Annotated in this window: 20 protein-coding genes; 6 read left to right on the forward strand and 14 right to left on the reverse strand. The window is 41.4% G+C overall.

The window, feature by feature from the left end; genetic code table 11:
- Positions 1-18: 18 nt before the first annotated feature.
- The 3 genes from GN217_RS01435 to GN217_RS01445 all read right to left on the reverse strand — a co-directional run bounded on the left by GN217_RS01435 (position 19) and on the right by GN217_RS01445 (position 2721).
- Positions 19-957 (reverse strand): beta-ketoacyl-ACP synthase III, encoded by a 939-nt coding sequence (locus GN217_RS01435; RefSeq protein ID WP_156854578.1) that lies wholly within the window; start codon positions 955-957, stop codon positions 19-21.
- Between the two features lie 162 nt (positions 958-1119).
- On the reverse strand, positions 1120-2076 hold the full coding sequence (locus tag GN217_RS01440; RefSeq protein WP_156854580.1) for a BMP family ABC transporter substrate-binding protein: 957 nt from the start codon (positions 2074-2076) through the stop codon (positions 1120-1122).
- A gap of 24 nt (positions 2077-2100) precedes the next feature.
- A complete protein-coding gene (locus GN217_RS01445; protein ID WP_198042554.1) occupies positions 2101-2721 on the reverse strand; it encodes a hypothetical protein in 621 nt (206 codons plus the stop codon).
- Positions 2722-2897: 176 nt separating this feature from the next.
- Between GN217_RS01445 and GN217_RS01450 the strand changes: the two genes are divergently transcribed.
- Positions 2898-3074 (forward strand): DUF2929 family protein, encoded by a 177-nt coding sequence (locus GN217_RS01450; protein WP_156854584.1) that lies wholly within the window; start codon positions 2898-2900, stop codon positions 3072-3074.
- A gap of 52 nt (positions 3075-3126) precedes the next feature.
- Here GN217_RS01450 and GN217_RS01455 read toward each other — a convergent pair whose 3' ends face one another.
- Positions 3127-3444 (reverse strand): hypothetical protein, encoded by a 318-nt coding sequence (locus GN217_RS01455; RefSeq protein WP_156854995.1) that lies wholly within the window; start codon positions 3442-3444, stop codon positions 3127-3129.
- 113 nt (positions 3445-3557) lie between these two features.
- Here GN217_RS01455 and GN217_RS01460 point away from each other — a divergent pair, with 113 nt between their 5' ends.
- The gene (locus tag GN217_RS01460; RefSeq protein ID WP_370459698.1) at positions 3558-4370 is read left to right on the forward strand and encodes an undecaprenyl-diphosphate phosphatase; all 813 of its coding nucleotides are present in this window, start codon (positions 3558-3560) and stop codon (positions 4368-4370) included.
- Positions 4371-4453: 83 nt separating this feature from the next.
- On the opposite strand, the gene GN217_RS01465 is transcribed toward GN217_RS01460, so the two are convergent.
- Positions 4454-4765 carry a metal-sulfur cluster assembly factor gene (locus GN217_RS01465; protein ID WP_156854588.1) on the reverse strand — a complete coding sequence of 104 codons (312 nt, stop codon included), beginning with the start codon at positions 4763-4765 and terminating at the stop codon, positions 4454-4456.
- 83 nt (positions 4766-4848) lie between these two features.
- On the reverse strand, positions 4849-5610 hold the full coding sequence (gene yjfP / locus GN217_RS01470) for an esterase (RefSeq protein ID WP_156854997.1): 762 nt from the start codon (positions 5608-5610) through the stop codon (positions 4849-4851).
- Positions 5611-5910: 300 nt separating this feature from the next.
- Here yjfP and GN217_RS01475 point away from each other — a divergent pair, with 300 nt between their 5' ends.
- The 3 genes from GN217_RS01475 (at position 5911) to GN217_RS01485 (ending at position 7723) form a co-directional block, all read left to right on the forward strand.
- A complete protein-coding gene (locus tag GN217_RS01475) occupies positions 5911-6741 on the forward strand; it encodes a Cof-type HAD-IIB family hydrolase (protein ID WP_156854590.1) in 831 nt (276 codons plus the stop codon).
- A 99-nt stretch (positions 6742-6840) separates the two neighbouring features.
- The gene (locus tag GN217_RS01480; protein ID WP_156854592.1) at positions 6841-7035 is read left to right on the forward strand and encodes a DUF3813 family protein; all 195 of its coding nucleotides are present in this window, start codon (positions 6841-6843) and stop codon (positions 7033-7035) included.
- Positions 7036-7459: 424 nt separating this feature from the next.
- The gene (locus tag GN217_RS01485) at positions 7460-7723 is read left to right on the forward strand and encodes a NifU N-terminal domain-containing protein (protein WP_156854594.1); all 264 of its coding nucleotides are present in this window, start codon (positions 7460-7462) and stop codon (positions 7721-7723) included.
- Positions 7724-7771: 48 nt separating this feature from the next.
- Here GN217_RS01485 and GN217_RS01490 read toward each other — a convergent pair whose 3' ends face one another.
- Both GN217_RS01490 and GN217_RS01495 read right to left on the reverse strand, forming a co-directional pair.
- Complete coding sequence (locus GN217_RS01490; protein WP_156854596.1) at positions 7772-8185, reverse strand: putative periplasmic lipoprotein; 414 nt, start codon at positions 8183-8185, stop codon at positions 7772-7774.
- Positions 8186-8190: 5 nt separating this feature from the next.
- Complete coding sequence (locus GN217_RS01495) at positions 8191-9033, reverse strand: YitT family protein (RefSeq protein ID WP_156854598.1); 843 nt, start codon at positions 9031-9033, stop codon at positions 8191-8193.
- 359 nt (positions 9034-9392) lie between these two features.
- Here GN217_RS01495 and GN217_RS01500 point away from each other — a divergent pair, with 359 nt between their 5' ends.
- Positions 9393-10259: a DegV family protein gene (locus GN217_RS01500; RefSeq protein WP_156854600.1), complete on the forward strand. Its 867-nt coding sequence runs from the start codon at positions 9393-9395 to the stop codon at positions 10257-10259.
- A gap of 511 nt (positions 10260-10770) precedes the next feature.
- Here GN217_RS01500 and GN217_RS01505 read toward each other — a convergent pair.
- The 6 genes from GN217_RS01505 to addB all read right to left on the reverse strand — a co-directional run bounded on the left by GN217_RS01505 (position 10771) and on the right by addB (position 21732).
- A complete protein-coding gene (locus tag GN217_RS01505) occupies positions 10771-12285 on the reverse strand; it encodes an alpha-amylase family glycosyl hydrolase (RefSeq protein WP_156854602.1) in 1515 nt (504 codons plus the stop codon).
- 405 nt (positions 12286-12690) lie between these two features.
- Positions 12691-13053: a YisL family protein gene (locus GN217_RS01510; protein WP_156854604.1), complete on the reverse strand. Its 363-nt coding sequence runs from the start codon at positions 13051-13053 to the stop codon at positions 12691-12693.
- Positions 13014-13235: a hypothetical protein gene (locus tag GN217_RS18645; protein ID WP_198042555.1), complete on the reverse strand. Its 222-nt coding sequence runs from the start codon at positions 13233-13235 to the stop codon at positions 13014-13016. The genes GN217_RS01510 and GN217_RS18645 overlap by 40 nt, the downstream gene beginning before the upstream one ends.
- A 29-nt stretch (positions 13236-13264) precedes the next feature.
- Entirely contained in the window at positions 13265-14428 is a 1164-nt protein-coding gene (locus GN217_RS01515) for a DUF418 domain-containing protein (RefSeq protein ID WP_156854606.1), read from the reverse strand.
- Positions 14429-14515: 87 nt separating this feature from the next.
- Positions 14516-18244 carry a helicase-exonuclease AddAB subunit AddA gene (gene addA / locus GN217_RS01520; RefSeq protein ID WP_156854608.1) on the reverse strand — a complete coding sequence of 1243 codons (3729 nt, stop codon included), beginning with the start codon at positions 18242-18244 and terminating at the stop codon, positions 14516-14518.
- On the reverse strand, positions 18244-21732 hold the full coding sequence (gene addB, locus GN217_RS01525; protein ID WP_156854609.1) for a helicase-exonuclease AddAB subunit AddB: 3489 nt from the start codon (positions 21730-21732) through the stop codon (positions 18244-18246). The genes addA and addB overlap by 1 nt, the downstream gene beginning before the upstream one ends.
- Positions 21733-21916 lie beyond the last annotated feature (184 nt).

The raw sequence follows: 21916 nt of genomic DNA on the forward strand, positions 1-21916 counted from the left end.
TGCTCCTTTCCAATCTAATCAGACTCCCCAGCGGATTGCCGCAGCTCCCCATGCTAACCCGCCGCCAAATCCGACTAATACGATTAAATCATTATCTTTGATATTACCATTCTTTACAGACTCAGATAAAGCCATAGGTATAGACGCGGAAGAATTATTTCCATATTTCGTTATCGTTTTGGCCATTTTATCTGAAGCCATACCGAGACGTTCTCTTGCTGCATCCATGATACGAATATTCGCCTGATGCGGAACGAGGTAATCCACATCTTCCTTCTGAAGGCCAATCTTTTCTACAACATTTACCGTTGATTCCGGCATCTGACGGACAGCGAATTTAAATACCTCTCGCCCATTCATTTCCATAAATCCTTCTTTATTTTGTAATAAATCTTTCCCGCCAGAACCTTTCGAACCTAATTCAAAAGAAAGGACTCCTTTCCCTTCTCCAACTTCACCAACAACAATGGCACCTGCACCATCACCCAGGAGAACACAAGTTGAACGATCTTCCCAGTCAATAATTTTAGAAAGCTTATCCGCTCCGACAACAAGCACGTTTTTATACGCACCTGCTTTGACAAACTGTGTAGCTGTTACAAGGCCATATACAAACCCGGCACATGCGGCTCCGAGATCTAGTGCCGCCGCATTTGTTGCACCGAGCCGATCTTGAATCATACAGGAAACCGATGGAAATGGTGTATCTGGCGTCACCGTTGCAACTAGGATTAAATCAATTTCTTCTGGAGAAATATTTGCTTCCTTAAGCGCCTCCTTTGCAGCGTGATAAGCCATATCGGATGTGTCGATTTCATCTTCTGCAAATCTTCTTTCCTCAATTCCAGTTCGCGTGCGGATCCATTCATCTGTTGTGTCTACAATCTTTTCCATGTCTTTATTCGTCATGACCTTTGTCGGTACATAATGGCCAGTTCCCAAGATACCTACATTCATTTTAACATCTCCTTCATACTTCCTCCCAAGGTTTAACTAATACTAACAATCTATTTTGTATCGCTTCTGTTAAGAGAAATCTATACGAGTAAATATTATGACTTGGTACTAATTTTAAAGCAAAAAATCCCTCCTGACAAGAGGGAGATTCTAACATGCTCCTTAGTTCTCAATGGGCAGCAAGTTCGTTTTCTTATATTCTTCTATCGCTTCTGTGATTTTTTTCTCAAAATTACTGTTTATCTTCTCATTGAACATGCCTAATGTGATATAATCATCATGAAAATCATAAGAACGGATTCCGCCCATCAATGCTTCTTCATTAAAATCCTCAGCTGCATTCAGATAAACAGCTTCGACATGCTGAATCATGCTCGTAAGTACATGTTCCGGCGCCAACTCATGCTGATCTGCAACATAACCAATCGAATAAATATCATCTTTTGCCGCCGCTTCAATTACTGCCTTGCTATACGCATTTCCGACTGGAACTATAACATCCGTCCCTGCTGCTACAAATTCATTATAAATGATCATCGCCTGTTCTTTGTCATCCCAATCATTGACGAAATCAATATGAACTTCCGCTTTCGGGTTCTGATACTTTACCCCTTCATAAAAACCCTCCAGTTCAGCTTGCCAACTAAAGACAGCAATCACACCAATTTCATCAGTCTCTGTCATTTCACCAGCAACCATTCCACCAAAGAAACCCATCGCATGGGAATCGAAATTTAAGCTTGTAACTTTCGGATTATACAAGTCCCCGTTCATATAGATGAATTGTACTTCCGGATACGTTTTCGTTAGATCGACAAAGTGGTGTCCATAACTATTTCCATGCCCAATAATCAGATTGACACCTTCTTGGACAAATTCATCAACAGCTTGAATAACATCATTTTCTTTACTAGTATTTTCCTTATAAAAGACATCGATATTGAATTCCTGCTCAATCGCAAGTAAGCCTTCATATCCCTTCTCATTCCAGGCATTTCCTGCAATTTCCGATTCAAACAGCATTCCTGCATTTTGCAAATTATTATCATCTGAAACATAACTACAGCCAGGCAGTATCATAATCATTATTATAATGGTAAGTATCAGTTGTTTTTTCATACTGCCCCTCCTGTTTATATGTTATTAAAGTCTATCCTCCACGATAGGATAAAGAGTTTGGAACTTATGAAAATGTTCCTTTACTTGAATTAAATTTTTTTCTATAGCAATATTTTCATCTAATAGGAAAGTTTTTTCAAGTTTTTTCCCTTTTAAACTTTGATTTCGTGCAGATCTCACAAAGAATACTTGACCTGCTGGTGGACTTTCCAACAACTTGAGCAATAATTCAAGAAAATCTTTAATATATACGCCTTCTTCTAGGAACTCTTGAGAAGAAAAACTGACGCGATTTCCTTCAATGTAACATGCTTCTTTTGTCATCGGCATCCATTCACCAAATAAATAAGGGATGTGGATTGCTATTGTATCTGTAGAATGGGGGTTTTTTCCATTGATTTGAATAAGTTGATCATAATTGCATTCGACTCGTTCAGGTATCTCTCCCACACAGATAGCGAGCGGAATAGTTATTTCAGCTCTACTTGTGATTAATTCAAAATTACTGTTTCTTAAGAAAAAATCTATTAGATGATTATTGAATGCCTCCCCCTCTATTCCCTTCACTTTATACCCTTCCTGCAAAAGTCGATTGGCAATATGATAGCCAATCCAGTGTGAAACATTGAAAACAAGGACTTCCATCGTGCTTGTTTCCCCCTTTGTTCTAACAAATATAGAGTCAATCTTACTTTTCATTAGTATATGTCAGGATTAAGGCTTTTATTTTTTTTCGTTCTTTGTTAAACTATAGAAGGATATTATTTAAGTAGCATTCAATCTTTTTACATATGAAATTTTTGAAATGCGGGGTGTAGAATATGCGTTACATCTTCACGATTATTTGGTCACTGCTAATTAGTGCGGCTGTTACATACGTGCTAACAAGTATGGCTGGTGAACCATTCATCTTATCTGAAGCGGTCATTTTGGCAGTGATTTTTATGATTGTCACTTTCTTGATGGGCGACGTAATATTAAAAGAGAAGAAAAATTAACAAATAACAAACCCTTGCCGCCAAGGAAAGTGGCAAGGGTTTGTTATTTGTATTAATACCACGCAAGTAAGCCAAGTGTTGCAAGGGCTGCGAGTGGAAGAATCACCCGGCTGAACCGTCTTGGAGGAACATACCCAAATCCTGGTCCATACCAGCCATATGGTCCAAATTGCCGGTAATCATGCCCTTCATCATGAGGGGCTTCTGCCATTTGTGTCTGTGCATCGATAGGAACGGCCATATATACATATTCATCATCTAAGCCAGTGATGATGCCATCAATACGAGCCCCTTCTATCGTTTCAATAAGCACATAAGAATGCATATGTTTTTTACATTGTTCATACATTTTTTTAGAATCATGTTTCATTGTCACATCAATCAACCCTCCTCACCAATTAGACTATTCACCTAGTTAAAAATAGGAACTTGTCTATTTGAGGATGGATTCGATGTATTAAAGGGGAGAATAGGATGGATTTCATTCAAGATTTAATTGTTATTATTCAGTATTTCATTCTTGGACTTGTACAAGGGGTTACCGAACCGATTCCAATTTCTTCAAGCGGACATTTGATTATTTTCCGCGAGCTCTTTGGGATTGAGGCAAAAGGACTTTCATTTGAGATTTTCGTAAACTTCGCTTCTTTACTCGCTGTTTTATTAATTTACAAGGAAGACATCATCCGACTAATCAAAAATACGTACCTATTTCTATTTAAAAGAGATAAAACGGCAAGAAGTGACTTTATGTTTGTCGTTTATCTCGTAATTGCAACTATTCCGGTTGGTGTGGTCGGTGTATTATTTGGCGATTATCTTGGAGAAGTGTTGAGCGGGACAAATGTAGTTGGTGTTACTTTATTAATTACAGCAGTAGCTATTTGGTTCATCCGTAATCTTCGCGGGAGACGACTTGAGGGCGATTTAACGATGAAAGATGCTGTAATTGTCGGTCTTGCCCAAGCAGTTGCCGTTACACCGGGAATCAGCCGTTCTGGTGCAAGTATTGTTTCCGCGATGCTTGTCGGGATGAGACAGGATACCGCACTACGCTTTGCATTCTTACTTTATATTCCGGTCAGTTTAGGGACAACCATTCTGGAAGTTCCGTCATTGGTTGCAAGTCCGGAGTTCCAAGCGCTACTCATTCCGAATATCATTGCCTTTGTTACTTCTTTTGTTGCGACTTACTTTGCATTGAAGTGGTTTATGAATATTATGGCACATGGTAATCTGAAATACTTCTCCTATTACTGTGTCGTTGTTGGATTGCTTGTAATCTTTTTCTTATAACCTAACTCTCAAATGACTGTTGAGTTACCATTTTAAAAAGCAGCTCCGTCTTGGTAGCTGCTTTCTTTATGTTTAATATTAGATTAATCCGGGATGCCCAGTGCTATTTTAGCATAGCGGGACATTTTGTCTTTGCCCCATGGCGGATCCCATACGATATTTGTTTTCGTCTCTTTAACTTCCGGAAGATCGGCTAAGGCAAATCTTATGTCCTGTTCAATATGACCGGCAAGCGGGCACCCCATCGTTGTTAGGGTCATCGTAACCGTACATAAACCTTCTTCATCAAGATCAACATCGTAAACTAAACCGAGGTTAACAATATCTATACCTAATTCAGGGTCAATCACATTTTCCAGTGCTCCCATTAGATACTCTTTTGTCGCTTCATCCATTTTACGAACCTCCTTTTTCCCTTCTTTTCTTTATTAAACCATAATTCCAGTAAAATATTAAGTATTTGAATCCGTATAAACTGTTACAGATTCGCACGGAACCATTTTACTAATTCTAGGATAGCACGCCTGCTTACTTTATGTCCGGCATTTGCCTCTTTGATAAACTGGATATCTTCTTCATTCTCATACTGCTTTTTTACTTCATCGTAAAATGTATACGAGTGATCAAATGGAACAACTGTATCCTGCCCGCCGTGCCAGAACAATATTGGCCGCCCGTTTAACTTGTCCGGTTGAAGGGATAAATCACATCTCTCCAGTTGATCGTACAATGCCTCAATTTGTTCGTCGGTTACTGGCAAGGCTCCCTCTTTTTTGAAGCTTTCGACGAGTGTTTTCGCAAATGTTGTAATGCGTGGGGAACCCATCAAGATAACGGCTGACTTGATCCAGTCATATTGAGTTAATGCTGCTGATGTTGTAATTCCCCCCATACTCGTTCCCGCTACACCAACTCTATCATCCAAAATCAAGCCTTCTGCATCCAGCGCCTTTTTGATTTCTTCCAACTCTTGTACATTTTTAAGTACAATATCCCAGAAAGATATTTGCCGTTTCCGTTCGGATGTATTGATTTCCCTTTCTCCATGAAGTTCGCTATCAGGAAGTATGACACGGTAACCTTTTTCAGCAAGTAAGAAGGCTATCGGGAGATTATGTTCCTTTGCACTTGTAAAGCCATGGAAAAAGATGACAGTCGGTAATGCTTTATCCTTATCTTTGGTTTCTACAACGATTAAACTCGGTATATTTCCTATTTTTTCTTTCTCTATTCCAATCATCACTTTTCACCTCACTCCTATGTTACCGATATTTAAACTCGTCCGCCAGTCTGAAACCTGCTAAAGTGAAACTTCACTCAGTGGGGTCCGTATCTCCCCACTGAATGTTAGTTGAACAGAATCAGGGATTTACGGACTGTATATCCCTCACCTTCACCTGTTGGGCTTCCCTCATGTTTAGAAGTGGGAGTGTTACAGTCCGTTAATGCGTGATAAACTGACTGCTGTTAAAATAAATTTACTTTACTTACAGGCCTTTCTCTTATAGACTTAGTTACAAGATGAGGTGATTGAAAAATTATGAAAAAACATATGATTGCGCTCGATTTAGACGGGACATTACTGACAGATGATAAGAAGATTAGTGAACGAACGAAACAAGTGCTTTTCAAAGCAAAAGAAGAGGGACATATAGTAGTTATCTCGACTGGAAGACCACACCGGGCCAGTATTAATTATTATTATGAGCTTGGATTAGATACACCAATGGTAAACTTCAACGGGGCTCTTATCCACCATCCGCAAAACAGAAACTGGGATGCTTTACATACCCCGATGCCAATCCGGACAGCACATAAGATTATTGAAGCTTGCTATGACTTACGTGTCAATAATATCTTAGCTGAAGTGCTGGATGATGTGTATATCGACTCCTTCGACTGCAAACTGATTGGCTTCTTTGATGAAATTGAAGATGAAGCCCCTTATGTAATTGGAAACTTAAAGCAAAAACTTGAGGAAGATCCTACATCGATCCTCGTTTATCCAGAGGAAGAACAAGTGCAGCAATTGAGAAGCCACCTTGACGACTACCATGCTGAAGTGATTGAGCACCGTAAATGGGGTGCGCCGTGGAACGTCATTGAAATCATTAAAAAAGGGATGAATAAGGCAGTTGGTCTTCAAAAAATCGCACATTACTTCGATATTCCGCAAGACCAGATTATAGCATTCGGGGACGAGGACAATGATTTGGAAATGATTGATTATGCTGGTGTCGGTGTTGCTATGGGAAATGCAATTGATGAGCTGAAATCACTCGCCAAACATGTCACTGCAACAAACGAAGAAGATGGCATCGGAGCATTTTTAGAGGAATATTTAAAATTAAAAGTGAACACACCAAATTAAAACGAGCGTATGCATAGCAATAATAAAAGGGTTCATACTAAAAGGGAAACGTGAATAGCGTTTCCCTTTTTACTTGCGAAAAAACGAGGAGGATATTAGATGGAACAACAATCACTATTCCAGCAAGCTAGACAACGAGTAATGGATATGATGAATATGGGTGAAAATGTGACCGAAGCAGACAAGGAAGCAGTTCAACACGCAATCCAAGCAGCTTACCAGGAAGCAACGCCCGAAGAACAAAAAGAGCTGCAGCAACTGGAACAGCAATTAACAAATAACGAGCAGCTATAAATAGTAACGAGGCTGGGGCTTACCTCTAATCAAATGTGGTAAGTTCCCAGCCTTGTCCCTTTAACGTGCTGTCCCTCAAAGCGTAAAAAACTAAAGAATTATAAATTGATACACAGCCTATAAAGTGAATGTTAGTTGAACAGAATCAGGTATTTACGGATTGTATATCCTGCACTTAACATTTGGTTTTCCCTCATGTTTAGAAGTGGGGGTATTACAGACCGTTAATACGTGATAAACTTTCGAATCAGTTCAACTAAACATTAAGTGAAGAAGGAACACCAACTCATAATGCGAGTTTTAACGCCCGCCGCCTCGGCACACCCTGAGCATCGACCCCTACCACAGTATGAAGTTTTACTTTATAATTTCCTCTTTATCTGCTACTATATGAGTAAGTATGAACAAAAGAGGAGTGTGTAGGATGGCAATTCGTATGGAGGGTACTCCAAACCCAAACGCGATGAAATTCACATCTGATAAAGTGATTTTTGAAGGTACAAAAAGCTATTCGCTCATGCCAGGAGATACGAGTGAGTATGATATTCTAAATGAATTAATGACTATTGAGGGTGTAGATAACGTTTTCGGCTATCAGAACTTTATTACCGTCAATAAACACTTTGATGTAGAGTGGGAGCAACTATCCCCGCGCGTTATTGAAATGATCGAGAAACACGGCTATTAATACATAGAAAAAAGGAACTTCTTATTGATGGAAGTTCCTTTTGTTCTCTTATTCAGTGATATCAATCGGGATAAAATTCGGGTGGAGCACTTCACCGTCTGGAGATTTACCATATAACGTTAAGATCGGTGTTTCTTCCTTTTCAAAAGAAGATGCTGGAATCTCCTCAGTAATTTCAAAACTTTGCCAAACTCCCGGTTCTCCTTCTAATTCGTAAACTGTTTCCGGGTGCAATTCCTCTTCCCCTTGCTCTAGGTGATAATAGAATTGCTCATTCTCAGCTCGCACTTCACCAGTTAAGGTATAAGTATTAGCTTCCGTCTGCAAGTCCAATCCCCGAAAAACAACGGTATACTGTGCTTCCGTGTTATCCGGTGATTTTGCTTGCTCGTTTGGTTCACTATCATTTCCACATCCAACAAGGATAAATAAGCATAAAAATGCAACTAAGTATTTCTTCACACTACCTAATCCTTTCTAAAATAGCCATAGACTGCGGTTGTTTCCACTACGTTTGTGAATGCATCCGGGTCTACTTCTTTAATGATCTTCTCAACGTCATATAATTCATAACGGCTCAACACCAGATAGACCATCTTCTTCTCTATCTTCGTATAGGCTCCCTGTGCAGGAAGGAAAGTAATCCCTCTAATAAATCGACTATGGATTGCTTCTTGCAGTTCTTCCGGCTTTTGCGTAATAATCATTACCGTCAGTTTCACATGGCGAGTATGGATCATGTCGATCACCCTAGTCGTCACATAGAGCGCAATTAATGTATAAAGTGCGTTCTCCGGTGAGTAAAGTACCCCGGCAAGCAAAATGATAATTCCGTTAAGCGCCATTAAATACGTGCCGACTGGCTTATCATTCACGCGTGATAATAACATCGCGATGATATCCATTCCCCCGGTTGAAGCTCCAATTTTTAAGGAGATCCCGATACCAGCACCTGCAATCACACCACCAAATACTGCATTCAGCATAATATCCTCTGATAATGCAATAACCGGCATGACCTCAAGAAATATGGTCGAAAACAACACAGAGATTCCACTATAAATTGTAAACCCTTTTCCTACTTTAAACCAGCCTAAGATGAATACCGGTATGTTCAAGATAAATAGAAATATCCCTGTTCCAATGTGCATCCCAAGGAAATCCTGAAAAACACTCGATAAGAGCTGAGCTGCACCCGCAAAGCCGCTTGCATAAACGTTAGCCGTAATTAAGAAAAAGTTAAGCGACACTGCTAATAGAAAAGCACCGATAATAACGATGAAAATTCGTTTAGCTTCCATCATAAACATGAGCGTTCCTCCTGTATTAATAATTTGTTCAAAATGGGGATAAAAAAGACCAAGCTCGCTTAGGAACACAAGCATCCTTGCACAACCAACATTAGCACGTCCTGTGCTGCGTCGAAGTTCGAGGTGATGAGACTCTGAACAACGAAATGTACGTTATTAGAGGAGCAAAAAAACTAGCTAACAAGCTTCCACAGAATGCGGAAGGTTTATTAGAACTTCCTCTTTCACGACGTGTCCTTTTTACCGGAAATTTTGAACAACCTTGACAAATTCATAACTTTTCAAATACTTTTTGACTAAATGACCTTCTCGTTTTAAACTAGAAGAAGGCAAGCAAATTGTAGAATGGAAGTGATTTGATGAACGTAAAAATTATAGCTGATTCTGCTTGTGATTTGTCAAAAGACTATTATATCGAATATGGCATTGAAATGGTACCATTAAATGTCCATTTAGATAACAAAGACTATGCGGATGTAAAAGAAATCGATCCGAAAATCATTTATGATGGGATGCGGAATGGCAAAGCCCCAAAGACTTCCCAACCTTCTCCGGAGGCTTTCAAAAAAGTGTTCACCGCCTCTGCAGAAAAGAAGGAGCCACTCGTCTATGTATCATTCTCCTCTGAATTATCCGGAACGTATCAAAGCGCGAAAATTATGGAAGACCAGATAAAAGCAGAATATCCGGATGCACCTATTCGGGTTATCGATTCTAAATGCGCTTCACTCGGTTACGGACTTGTAGTTCTTCATATAGCAAAAGCGGCTAAAAATGGTGCTTCTTTTGACGAAATTGTCGAAGCTGCTGAACATCAGGCCCAACATATGGAGCATATTTTCACTGTTGATGATTTGGAATACTTATATCGCGGTGGCCGTGTCAGCAAGACTTCCGCATTTGTCGGCAGCTTACTCAAGATAAAGCCAATTTTAAATGTAGAAGATGGTAAATTAATTCCACTTGAGAAACTGCGCGGTTCTAAAAAGGTATTGGGCCGAATGATTGAACTAATGGAAGAACGCGGAACAGATTTCCAAAATCAGACGATCGGCATCAGTCACGGAGACGATTTGGAACGGGCCGAACAACTCGCTTCCCTCATTCATGAAAAATTCAAGGTTCCGAGGGAAAATATCGTTATCGAAATGGTCGGTGCTGTTATTGGCGCCCATTCAGGACCAGGTACCCTTGCTTTATTCTTTTCCAACCAACCAAATAAATAACAGCGATAAAGACGTTTTGTCCGCAGTTTAAGGGGACATGGCGTCTTTATCCTTCTTGCTACACCCTCCTCTTCTTTATTCTAACAACTCTTACTGGAATCTGGATACGATCTATATCCATTAGCATCCCATACATAGATAGATTATACTCCTATACTGCATGCCCATATCGCCCTACTTGGATGGATTTTCCTCGGTGTATTTATTATCGTTTAAGAACCAAATCGCAGCACTTCTCATTCTAGGAGCATTGTTTATCACGTATTAACGGTCTGTAATACCCCCACCTCCAAACATGGAAGGAAGCCCAAGATGTGAAGGTGGAGGATATACAGTCCGTAAATACCTGATTCTGTTCAACTAACATTCAGTGGGGAGGGAAGGAAACCCCCATTGAATGAAGTTTTCACTTTATCACGTCACTTTTCATGTTCCTAGCATTCCTTATCAGGGTAACAGCGAATAATTAAAGAAACGCTCGGGCCGCTTCCCAAGCGTTTCTTCATTCTTGTTATTTCTGAATCCCTTGATCGGCCTCTTTTCTTTCTTGTTCTTTCTGTTTCTTCGATAAATAGACAACGACAAAAACAAAACCTAACAAGATAGTAGCAACCATTATAATAAGGGTCCAGTTCAAGCCTACATCATCCATCAATTGATAGACTTCCACCGATTCTCTCGGAATACCTATCCGGTAATTATCTTCTGGATTCTGACGAGCAAGGTTATCTGCTAGATAGCCGCGGAACAACATATCCGGACCGACATCGGTAACATCTATATAGCTGGATTCACTGCCATTATTGATGCCGATATACATAGTTTCTCCTTCATAAGTTCGCTTAAACACTGCATAGGAATCACGCTCATCAATCAATTCAAAGTCACCGTGTCTTAAAGAAGGGAATTCAGTTCGTAAAGAGGAAATCCGTTCATGGAACTCCATCAAGTCTTGATCCCCACTGTTAAGAGGTACTAACCTTTGAGAATCTTCTGCTGTCTCCCCATACATCCCCACTTCCGTACCTTGTAAAATCAAAGGTGTTCCAGGTGTTGTATACATATACGTTAAAGCAAGTTGCCAAGCCGTTACAATATTCCTGCCATTTTCGGAAAATTTCTGGGAGAATCGTTTCGAGTATTTATCATCCACGATAAGGATACTTTGAAAATCGCTCATCTCTTTTTGTATTTCATAAATTTCTACTGGAGATTGATCAGGCATACTGAAAATATCAGAAATCATTTGTCCTATTTGATAATTATCGATTGCATCAAGTGACGTATGTTCCATAATCTCAGCTATATCAGCTTCTTCGTCAAGTATATCTCCGAGTAAATATTTGTTTGGATGACTTTCTTTTAACTCTGTTGTAAGTCTATTTAAAAAGTCAATAGATGATTGATCAACTGCATGAAGACTCAGTCCATCGATTTTAGTCTCATCGAGCCAGAACGAAGCGGCGTCGATTAAGTATTCTTGTACATCCGGGTTATCCTGATCAAATTGTACAACACGTTCTGCCCAGTCTGGACCCGTAACTTCTTCTGTTAAAACCCAGTCCGCACGTTGGGGATCCAGTGCAATAGAATGATCCTCCGGTATGTAATTCGTAACAAATTCAAGAACAACCTTTATATCCTGCTCATGTGCAGCCTCAACGAGCTGTTCCAATTCCTCAAACGTACCGAATTGCGGATCGATTTCTGTAAAGTCTTCCACCCAATACCCATGGAATCCATCATCCATATTTGCCATAATCGGCGACAGAACAATCGTTGTTACACCGATTTGTGCGAGATCCTCCAACCGGTCCATAATCCCTATAAGGTCACCACCATGGTAAGCGGCTGGGTCATCGACATCGACTGCAATATCATTGGAAAAGTCCCCATTGTTATAACGATCGACGATGATTTCGTACATGATCTCATCTTCAATTTGTCTATCTTCTGCTGCAACCGGTAACACATATATGAAAAACGAAAATAGGATTGTTAAACCGATGACTAGTTTTTTCCTCATTATCTTATCCCCACCATTTCAATTATTACTGTCTTGTACTATTATTAATGAAAATAAATTTTAGTCAATTGCTATTCCACAATTGTTGAAAAAACTTCAAAAGCTTTTCATAACAAAGGCGCAAGCGCCCTTACAGGCTAAAAACGCGATCGTCTTCGCAACGCCTGGGACTGCGATTACTCGTCCCACCGAAGAGCGTTTGTACTAGCACATCCTGTGCGTCGTAGCAACGTACAAACTGTCCCTCCCAGGACGGGAGGTAGTTCGATGTTGCCCCAGGACGTGGCTAGTCCTGAATATCTAAGTTATCAACAATATTTATATTTTTATAGTACGCTTGCAATAAAAAATAAGGCTGGAACACGTAGTCCAACCTCATTTTTTCATATCGAATTTAAACCCATCCTATAATGGCAGGCGGATGTATCCTAAGACGAGTACTAGGATTAGTGCGATTATGAGTTGAGCCCACCAGCCGGCAACCGGTTTGCCTTTGGTTGTTTTGACAAGAAGCATTTCCATTGCTGCAATGAGCCAGATTCCGGCAAGACCTTTCGTGATTGCCTCTGCGCCCTCTGGCATGGTGAAGTTCGCCAAATAGACATCGAATAATAAATACCCACCAGTAAAAATAATGATGAGATAGAATAAGCGTAAAATCATATGAACGATTTTTCCGCCTTTTTCGTTCCCTTGTTTATAAAGGAATAAAGCTACTAAAAATAGGATCAGTCCAAGTATCCAAGACGTGACATGCATATGAAGCATTGTATCATTACCTCCTTCAATCTGTTTGTACAGTTTACATCAATCCTCATCATACCATGTTCCAGAAGAGAATTCATTTTAGAAGCAAAGAAGGTTGGCTTCCCAAGTGATTCGTTAACAATTTGGACACTTAAAACAATCCCCTTCTTCTCCCCATGCTCTTCCTTCCCTTTCCAGCTCACGACGTTTCATTTGGCTTCCACCCTTCTTGCTATTTTCGCAAAGGTTGTATTGCTTTATAATTCAAACTTCGCCAAATCCATTCTAATGGACCGAATCGATAGCGGGATAACCACCATTTACTTACCAATATTTGCAAGGTGAAGATAAACACAACGATTACGAGTGAAACAGAAGGTAACACAGAATTATACAAACCAAAGCCAATTCCGTAAAACAAAATAAAACTAATGACTGATTGGAGAATGTAATTACTTAAAGCTGTTCTCCCGACATAACGGAGCGGCCGAAGCAGTTTCCTGCCTGATTCAGTTTGGGCCAAGACTGTTAGCAGTGTCATATAAAATAAAGCAGATGCCGTTCCTCCGAGGTTATCTTGTACATACGAGAGCCATAAAGGATTTCCTATAAGATATGGTCCAACCTTTAAGATCAGACTAAATAGAAACGTGATGATTAACAGCCGCTTTAGTGTATGTTCGTGTTTTTTCGGCTCATGGAACACTCGCTTTCTCGCTAAATACATACCAAGCAAAAACAATGGCAAAAGTGTCATGATGAGAAAAATAAAACCTATACCCGAATTAGCTAAAGACCAATCATAAAAATTTTGTTTCCAAATAAGCGGAAGCTCGTTACTCGAATAATTTTCTATCGCTTGATTGATTGCAAGTTCATCCGAAAAGTTTAATAGATCACGCACCGCATATAAGGCTGGTGTAATCAAGCCAACACTGCCAAAAAGAAGGACAGCAGCCCAAACTAATAACGTCCGCTCCTTCACTTCAATAAACAAAAGGAGGAAGAGTCCTATTAAACCATATGATAGTAGAATATCTCCATGCCAAATGAGGAATGCATGGATGAGTCCAAAGCCGATTAATCCAAATTGTCGCCGTAATAAAAACGGTGTAAACGCGATTTCTTTCACTTGCAGGCGTTCTTTCATCAATTGCCAACTGAAGCCGAATAGTATGGAGAATAATGTATAAAAACTACCTTGAAAAAAGATATCAATAAACGCCTGAATGGCCCGTTCAAGCGGTGTATTCCAAACCATTTCCGCACCACCATATATAAAATATGGCGCTGAAAAAGCTCCAATATTCACGGTAAAAATACCAAAGATAGCAAATCCTCTAACGATATCAATATGCTCCAAACGATTATTTACCCTCGTCGGTGCGAACTGCATCCTTCCATCCCCCTCCCTTTGGGGTCAGAGCAGTTGTCCCAGTTGGGACAACTGCTCTGACCCCAATGTCCCGATTCTACTTATAGTTTACCCTTCTGGGACTTGTATGAATAGTTGTTTTTCGAAAAAGTATAAATATGCTTCTTTTACCGGCTGGTTCCAGATTCGTTCAACCGCGGCCCGGTATAGGGATAGCTGGACTTTGTATCTTTTCCTTAGTTTTTCTTCTAAGGCAGATGTAACAGGTTCGGTAATTGTATCCGTCTTATAATCCAGGATGATCCAGCCATCATCTTTTGGAATAAGGCAATCGATTACCCCCTGAATGAGTACTTCTTCCTTTTTCTCCGGATCAAATTCCGAATAGACTTCTTCGGCCTTGAGCATGAGACTAAACGGAACCTCGCGATACACCCCCTCAATCTTCCTCATATATTCCGCTAAAGGAGTCCCGTAAAAATGTTCAATCGCAGCAATATCAATAACATCTGCCTCAGTTCGTGTCAAGATTTCCTTTTCCACAAGCCGCTCGACTTCTTCTGCAATCTCTGGGGCGGTAAGAACTCTATTCAATGGCAAATGCTGCATGACCGTATGCATTGCCGTTCCCTTTTCCGCAGAACTTAGTGTCTTCTCCTTCTGCAGGAAGTTCGGCCGCTTGATGATCGGCGGCTTATAATCGGAGATCAATTGATCCGCACCATATTCATCAAAAAGCTCGCGCTGACGTTTGATTTCCGTCACCGTCTGCTTCGCCCTCGTCATTGTCGCTTCCTTGTCCGGATAATTATAATTTAACCGCTCATTGACATACTCCCGAAGCGTCTCACTCTCCACGGGAACCGGCTCCCACGCTTCAATATGTTCTTTCAACTGCTCCTTCTCTATGCTTTCATCCGCATCCAAGTTCGTTAAATCGCGCGCATGGACAATGGTGATTTCCCACCGCGAATGATCTTCGCGAATCTCCTGTCCTAATCCCACTGGTAGCTCCCTCGTTCTTAGGATTTCGTTCTGTTCATGACGGATGAGTGCAGGGCCAACCCAATCAAGATACGATTTCTTCTCTAGACGATAATGTTCCGGCAGCACCCAGTCCGGATGGTCAAGTATTTTATCCCAATTATCCAATCGTTTCTGTAGTTCCCTAACATAACCAGTCATGACGAGTTTTTCCTTTGCCCTTGTGAGCGCAACATAAAGAACACGCATTTCTTCAGCGAGCTGCTCTCTTAACTTCTTCATTTTAACAGCTTCATAGAAAAGGGTCGTATATGTCAGGCGTTTGACCGGATCAATGAACTTTGTTGCAAATCCATATGTCTTATCCAACAAATACTTTTCATTTAAATCGCGTAAATTAAATTGTTTATCCATCATGCCGACAATGACAATTGGAAACTCAAGACCTTTACTCTTATGGATTGTCATAATCCGAACCACATCTTCTTGTTCACTAAGCGCCCGGGCAGCTCCTAAGTCTTTCCCTTCTTCTTCCATACGCTCAATAAAGCGCAGGAATCGGAATAAGCCACGGAAACTCGTTGATTCATAACCTCGCGCCCGGTCATAAAGCGCACGTAAATTCGCTTGGCGCTGTCTTCCACCGGGCATGCCACCGACAAAGTCATAATAGCCGGTCTCACGGTAAATATCCCATATTAATTCCGATAACGCACCGTCTCTTGCCGCACGCCTAAATTCTTTTAAGCGTTTCAGAAATGGCGCAAGCTTTGCCGTCGTTTTGTTATCACTCGCTTTTACATAGGTTCCAAGCGCTTCATAAAAGGATCCATTCCGGTTTGCCACCCTGATTTGAGTCAGTTCATCTTCATTTAACCCGAGAATAGGTGAACGGAGTACGGAAGCAAGCGGAATATCCTGGTGTGGATTATCAATTACTTTCAATAGACTGATCATCACTTTTATTTCGATCGCTTCAAAGTATCCTTCCGAAACATCAGCATAAACTGGTATGCCTTGCTGCTTTAATTCTTCGGCAATAACTGGAGCTTGTTTCATCCCTCGAAGTAAGATGACAATATCGCGGTATTGGGCAGGGCGCTGGGCACCTGTTTCTTTATCGACGACTGAAAAGGCTTCTCCGTCTCGCCCGATCCACTTTTTAATCAGCTTGGCATAAGCTCTGCCTTCGATTTGCGCCTTTTCAAGATCGCGGAAATCTTCCGCTTCTTCCGTTTCACCCTCAAGAGGCTCCACTTCTTTATCTCCATCAATTAAAATAAGCTCCGCCTCAGGACGAGCAATCGGCACCTCATCATAGCTTTTATTCCCGTAAATCAATTCAGCTGCCGCGTCATATTCTATCTCACCTAAAGCTTCATCAATAACTTGCCGGAAAATATAATTCGTCGCGTTTAAAACTTCTTCCCTGCTACGGAAGTTACTCGCGAGATCAATCCGCTTTCCAGCACCTTCCTCCATACGGAAACGTTTATATTTCTCAAGGAATAGTCTTGGTTCGGCATGCCGGAAGCGGTAGACACTCTGTTTGACGTCCCCGACCATGAATGTATTGCCTGGATTTTCCTGTTTACTCACCATTTGGATAATCGTTTCCTGCACATGGTTCGTATCCTGATATTCATCAACAAGCACTTCTGTAAATTTAGCTTGCAAATCAAGAGCGACACGGGAGGGTATTAGTGTATCCGCATCTGCCTCCTCATCCAGTAACAGCTCCAGACAGTAATGTTCCAAGTCGGAAAAATCAACAAGTGCCTTTTCCTTCTTCGCCTTCGTAAATTCTGTCTTAAACTCTTTTACAAGTCCCGTCAGTTTTTTAATGACCGGATACATTTCCTGCATCTCCGCCACATGGCGTTCTAGGGGCCTGCTCAACCATTTTTTCTGGATCGTACTAAAACTGTCCCTATAGCTCTTTCGTAAAGCTTTCACAGCTTCTTTCTTCTCTTCGTTACAATCCATTTTCTTTGACGAAAGGCGGATAAATTTATAACTGTCCATCCATTCGACAAGTTCACTCCAGGAATCTATCCGCTCTTCTGCAGCATGTAAGCCTTCGAGGTCGGAAGTGATTGTATCGATATAAGCGTCGGGGCCATCACTTTCCCTCGCAATCGTCAGTGCCTGTTCCATTTGCTGCCGGATACCTGTCAATGTATTCTTTATTTCATATTTAAGGATTGGAAGAAAGTCTAAATCACCTTCCTCCCAATCTTCCGGAATATGATAGCTTTCCGCTAAATCATCAAGCCATTGTTCCGGCCAAGGGTTCTGAATTGCGAAGGTGTATAACTTTAAAATCAATTCCTCAACATCGACGTCACTCCTGTCACTCGAAAAGCGATCGACTACTTGAAAGAATTCATCAACGGCACTCGTCTCGTCACCGTACCATTCCTCAAATAAATCATCGAGTACATCCTGTTTAATTAAATCCATCTCCATATCATCGCCAATCCGAAAGCCCGGATCAATATCTAATAGATAGGCATACTGCCGGATGACTTCGAGACAGAATGAATGAAGAGTAGAGATCGATGCGCGCTGGAGTAAGGATAACTGTTTCTTTAAGTGCACGGAATCCGGGTCCACTTCAAGCGCTCGCTCAAGAGCTGTTCCTACACGGTTACGCATTTCTTGTGCTGCTGCATTCGTAAAGGTTACGACTAGTAAGGAGTCGATATCAACCGGGTCCGCTTTGTCCAGCAGTTTTTGAATAATCCGTTCGACGAGCACTGCCGTTTTTCCAGACCCGGCTGCGGCTGCAACAAGGATATTCGTTCCTGCTGTATAAATCGCTTCTTCTTGTTCTTTTGTCCACTGTACCATTAATGTTCCTCCTCCCCTACTATTTTCTCAAGCACTTCACTTTCTGACATGTGTTTCAGCCGGCGAAATTCATTCTCTTCCAAGCCTGTATCAAATTGACAGACAGAAAGGAATGGACAGAATTTACATGCTGTCATTTGCTGATCCTGATATGGATTGAGCTTGACTTGACCGGTTGTAATTTCAATCCCGGCCTGCTCGATCAGTCCATGGATATATTGTTGCAAATCGTGGAATGTATCTTTCGTTGCCACTTTAGACTGTTTATAAAAGTTTCCCGTTTTCGTAAGCGCAATTGGCAGCATGTCGCTATATCCAGTTTCAAGAGCTGTATCCATACTACGAACAGTTGTCTCATCCTGAAGCAACAGTCCTTTCATTTTAAACGCTTTGAACAATTCCTTTTCCAGCTTGCTTGCTTCCATATCTGGTTGTTCACTAATCATCGGATTATGAACATGGAAATAAAGAACACCAGCTGGACTCGCCTTCATTCCAAGCCACTCCTCCGCTTGGGACAAGACGACATCAAGGTATGCAAGCATCTGCAAGGCAAGACCGTAATAAACATTCAAGAGCTTCAAACCTTGGTCACTTGATTTATAATCAATAATCCGTAAATAAAGCTCGTCATTTATTTTCGCTTGGTCGACCCGGTCAATTTGGCCGCGAAGAATGAGTTCAAAGCCATTTGGCAACTGCATTACCATTGGCTTTAGAGGTGCATTCTCACCGAAAGCAACTTCTAATCCGACAGGTGAAAAATTACTTTTCCTTGCTTGTTCACTCAAGATAAACGTTGCTCTAGCAATTGTTTCCTGTAACTTCTGTTGAATATATTTATAACGATTCGAACTATATAATATCTGATGCTGTAAAATAGGAGCAAGCTTACCAACAGCCCGGTGCGCATAGGCACTGGAATCTTCCTTCGACAATTCTCGGTAATCTCTGCCCTCTATTCGAATCCACTCGGTAATGACCTTGAGCGCTTCATGGAATAACTGACCAATATTTGGCGCATCCAGCTTATACCTTCTTCTCTCTTCCAAGTTTAAACTGTATCTTGCAAAATGTTGATAAGAACAGCGATAGTATGTTTCCAGTCTACTAACACTCGCCTTAACCTGTTTTGGATAAAGTTCTTTAATCGTATCTTCAGCTAGGTCAGTCGGCAAATTCCGGTAGTAGAGACTTTGCAAAATCATATAAGTCGTATCGTTTTTTGGCTCCTGTTCCATATACCAATTTAATACATGCCACCAGACATCTTCCACTGGATAGCCCCGGCGATAACGGGCAAGTTGCGCCGTTAAGGCTGCTCTTGTCTTGACCGGGTTCGTAATAAATCGTTCAGCACGCACAAGGTCATCCGGATCTTGAAGCAGGGACCTTTCCTTCGTCTCAGGGAAAAGATCCTCTACTCGCTTGATGAGCTGGGACGGCATTTTCCCCTTCCCCTCCTCATCGCTTAATGTGTAACTAATATGCAGACGGTCCCTGGCAACGGTAAACGCAAGATACATAAAAAATTGATCATCAAGCAACTGGCGTACACTGCTTTCTGCCAAGCGGACACCATTTTGTTCAAGTAGTTCTCTTTCCCTTTCATTGATGAGCCCATCCCCTGCTGGTTTCATTGGCCAGACTCCATCATTGACCCCAAGCAAAAAAGCAACCTGAACGCGGCCAATTCGGGAGCGATCAATTGTCCCAACAATCACATGGTCCATACTCGGTGGTACATGGGCAAACTCAAGCGTCTCTAAACCTGCTTCCAGCGTCGTACGGAAGACATCAAGACTTAGTGCCTCCTCGCCTGCCATTTCAACAAGCTCATCAAGGATTTTCAAGACACCATCCCACACTTGTTCCTGCTCCCGTGCTTTTTCAATTTCCCCTGCTGCGTCATCTGTTTCCCGCATTTGTTCCAATCGTTCAGGTGCCCGCACCTGTTCAAATAATTTGAATAGAACTTCACACTTTTCGCGGACGGTTTCCGCCTCCCGTATCGCCTCATCAAACCCTTGTAAAGAGTAGACAATTTGCCGGCGATAACGATTAATCCGCTTCTGTTTGTCGAGCTCCCGATCTGTTTGACCCGCTTCCTCAAACCCGCGGAAACGTTGAAAGATCCATTCTTCTTCAGTAAACCAGCGCTCCCTTGTACGGATTCCATACTCTAATACATAATTCTCCAGTTCATCAATCGCATCCGCCGTCAACGGATAATGCTTATCGGCAGGTGGAACAAAACCCGTTTTCAGCACCCGGAAGACGGCATCATAGCGCCAATTCCCTTCAATTACATCAAAAATGGAGCGGATAAATTCGATAAAAGGGTGGTTCAACATCGATTTCTTCTCATCAATAAAGACAGGAATACCATGATCTTCAAAAATTGTATCAATTAGATCATGATAAACATTTGCTTCCCGCATAAAGACAGCAAAATCACGATAACGGTAATCTTGTTCCCGAACGAGTCGAAGAATTTCCTGAGCGGCTCCTTCCACTTCCGCTCGTGGATGTACCGCCTCAGCAATTTGAATCGGAACTTCACCTTCATAAGTTGGAGCAGGTCTTGTGTCAAAATATTTTTCCATATGGAGAAAGTAAGGACGCTCCTTGAATCTGCCGTTCTCCGGGTAAAATTCCAGCTGCTCCTCAAGCGGAACATCATTCGCTTCTGCTAGTTGCACGAGCTGATGATAGGTTTCCTTCGTCTGATAAAACAGATCAAGCTCTGCTGGCTCTTCTCTCGTATCGTCCACCGTGAGCACGACAGTAACCGTCTTACATTTCTTCAATAAGGCTTCTACTACCGCAAGTTCATTTGGTGTAAATTGATGAAAACCATCCAAATAAATTTCTGCATCTTCCAGCAGACGGGATGTACCGATTTTTTCCGCAAGCAATTGGAGCTGGTCTTCGCTATCAATATAGTGAGGCGCCAGGCGCTCGGTTAAACGTTCATAAATATATAACAAATCCCGCAATTTCATTTCCAGACTTACTTCATTTGGCTCCTTATGAACATATTTTTCTATTCCCGCAATTTCTTGCTGCAAGATTTCCGGGGTGACCTGGTATCGTTTAAATTCAGTTATCATCCGTTCGAGCTCTTGGAGAAATCCTTGTTTTTCCAATGCTTTTTTAAAGGTATACCATTCCCCTTGTTTTTCTTCAATAATCTTCCGGAGCATCATTTGAATACCGATCGAGCTAATAAATTGTCTTGTCCCGCCGCCGACTTCTTGCAAGATGCGCCAGGCGAGTCGTGAGAAGCTAGCTACTTGTGCGCGGATGCTTCCGTCAATTCCTTCCGCGGTGAATAGGGCGCGTTCTTGTTGGAAGGTCATTTGGTCGGGGACGATATAAAATATTGGTTTGCCATGCGGGCTTTCCAACAGTTTTTCTTTAATTTCTTCAATGACAATTTGACTTTTATCTGTTCCGGAACGCCCAGTAATAAAGCGTATTCCCATAGATATCCTCCTCTAATGATCAAAATCTATTTACAAATAGTTAAATGTACTTTGTCTAATCTCCCAAGGCCCATAGCCCAACTCCTCTCGCTTTCCACGAACGAGTGATGAAGCTCCCGCTTGAACCTCAAGCTTTGGACTGCTCCCAAGAGATACTTTGAATAGGATTTTTGAATTTAATTTT

The sequence above is a fragment of the Oceanobacillus sp. AG genome, from assembly GCF_009746545.1.
Taxonomy (GTDB): domain Bacteria; phylum Bacillota; class Bacilli; order Bacillales; family Amphibacillaceae; genus Oceanobacillus; species Oceanobacillus indicireducens.

What these genes read in the sequence shown, in the direction of transcription:
- GN217_RS01435 (WP_156854578.1), bottom strand. Translation starts at nt 957, where the DNA reads ATGAATGTAGGTATCTTGGGAACTGGCCATTATGTACCGACAAAGGTC.
- GN217_RS01440 (WP_156854580.1), bottom strand. Translation starts at nt 2,076, where the DNA reads ATGAAAAAACAACTGATACTTACCATTATAATAATGATTATGATACTG.
- GN217_RS01445 (WP_198042554.1), bottom strand. Translation starts at nt 2,721, where the DNA reads ATGGAAGTCCTTGTTTTCAATGTTTCACACTGGATTGGCTATCATATT.
- GN217_RS01450 (WP_156854584.1), top strand. Translation starts at nt 2,898, where the DNA reads ATGCGTTACATCTTCACGATTATTTGGTCACTGCTAATTAGTGCGGCT.
- GN217_RS01455 (WP_156854995.1), bottom strand. Translation starts at nt 3,444, where the DNA reads ATGAAACATGATTCTAAAAAAATGTATGAACAATGTAAAAAACATATG.
- GN217_RS01465 (WP_156854588.1), bottom strand. Translation starts at nt 4,765, where the DNA reads ATGGATGAAGCGACAAAAGAGTATCTAATGGGAGCACTGGAAAATGTG.
- yjfP (WP_156854997.1), bottom strand. Translation starts at nt 5,610, where the DNA reads ATGATTGGAATAGAGAAAGAAAAAATAGGAAATATACCGAGTTTAATC.
- GN217_RS01475 (WP_156854590.1), top strand. Translation starts at nt 5,911, where the DNA reads ATGAAAAAACATATGATTGCGCTCGATTTAGACGGGACATTACTGACA.
- GN217_RS01480 (WP_156854592.1), top strand. Translation starts at nt 6,841, where the DNA reads ATGGAACAACAATCACTATTCCAGCAAGCTAGACAACGAGTAATGGAT.
- GN217_RS01485 (WP_156854594.1), top strand. Translation starts at nt 7,460, where the DNA reads ATGGCAATTCGTATGGAGGGTACTCCAAACCCAAACGCGATGAAATTC.
- GN217_RS01495 (WP_156854598.1), bottom strand. Translation starts at nt 9,033, where the DNA reads ATGTTTATGATGGAAGCTAAACGAATTTTCATCGTTATTATCGGTGCT.
- GN217_RS01500 (WP_156854600.1), top strand. Translation starts at nt 9,393, where the DNA reads ATGAACGTAAAAATTATAGCTGATTCTGCTTGTGATTTGTCAAAAGAC.
- GN217_RS01505 (WP_156854602.1), bottom strand. Translation starts at nt 12,285, where the DNA reads ATGAGGAAAAAACTAGTCATCGGTTTAACAATCCTATTTTCGTTTTTC.
- GN217_RS01510 (WP_156854604.1), bottom strand. Translation starts at nt 13,053, where the DNA reads ATGCTTCATATGCATGTCACGTCTTGGATACTTGGACTGATCCTATTT.
- GN217_RS01515 (WP_156854606.1), bottom strand. Translation starts at nt 14,428, where the DNA reads ATGCAGTTCGCACCGACGAGGGTAAATAATCGTTTGGAGCATATTGAT.
- addA (WP_156854608.1), bottom strand. Translation starts at nt 18,244, where the DNA reads ATGGTACAGTGGACAAAAGAACAAGAAGAAGCGATTTATACAGCAGGA.
- addB (WP_156854609.1), bottom strand. Translation starts at nt 21,732, where the DNA reads ATGGGAATACGCTTTATTACTGGGCGTTCCGGAACAGATAAAAGTCAA.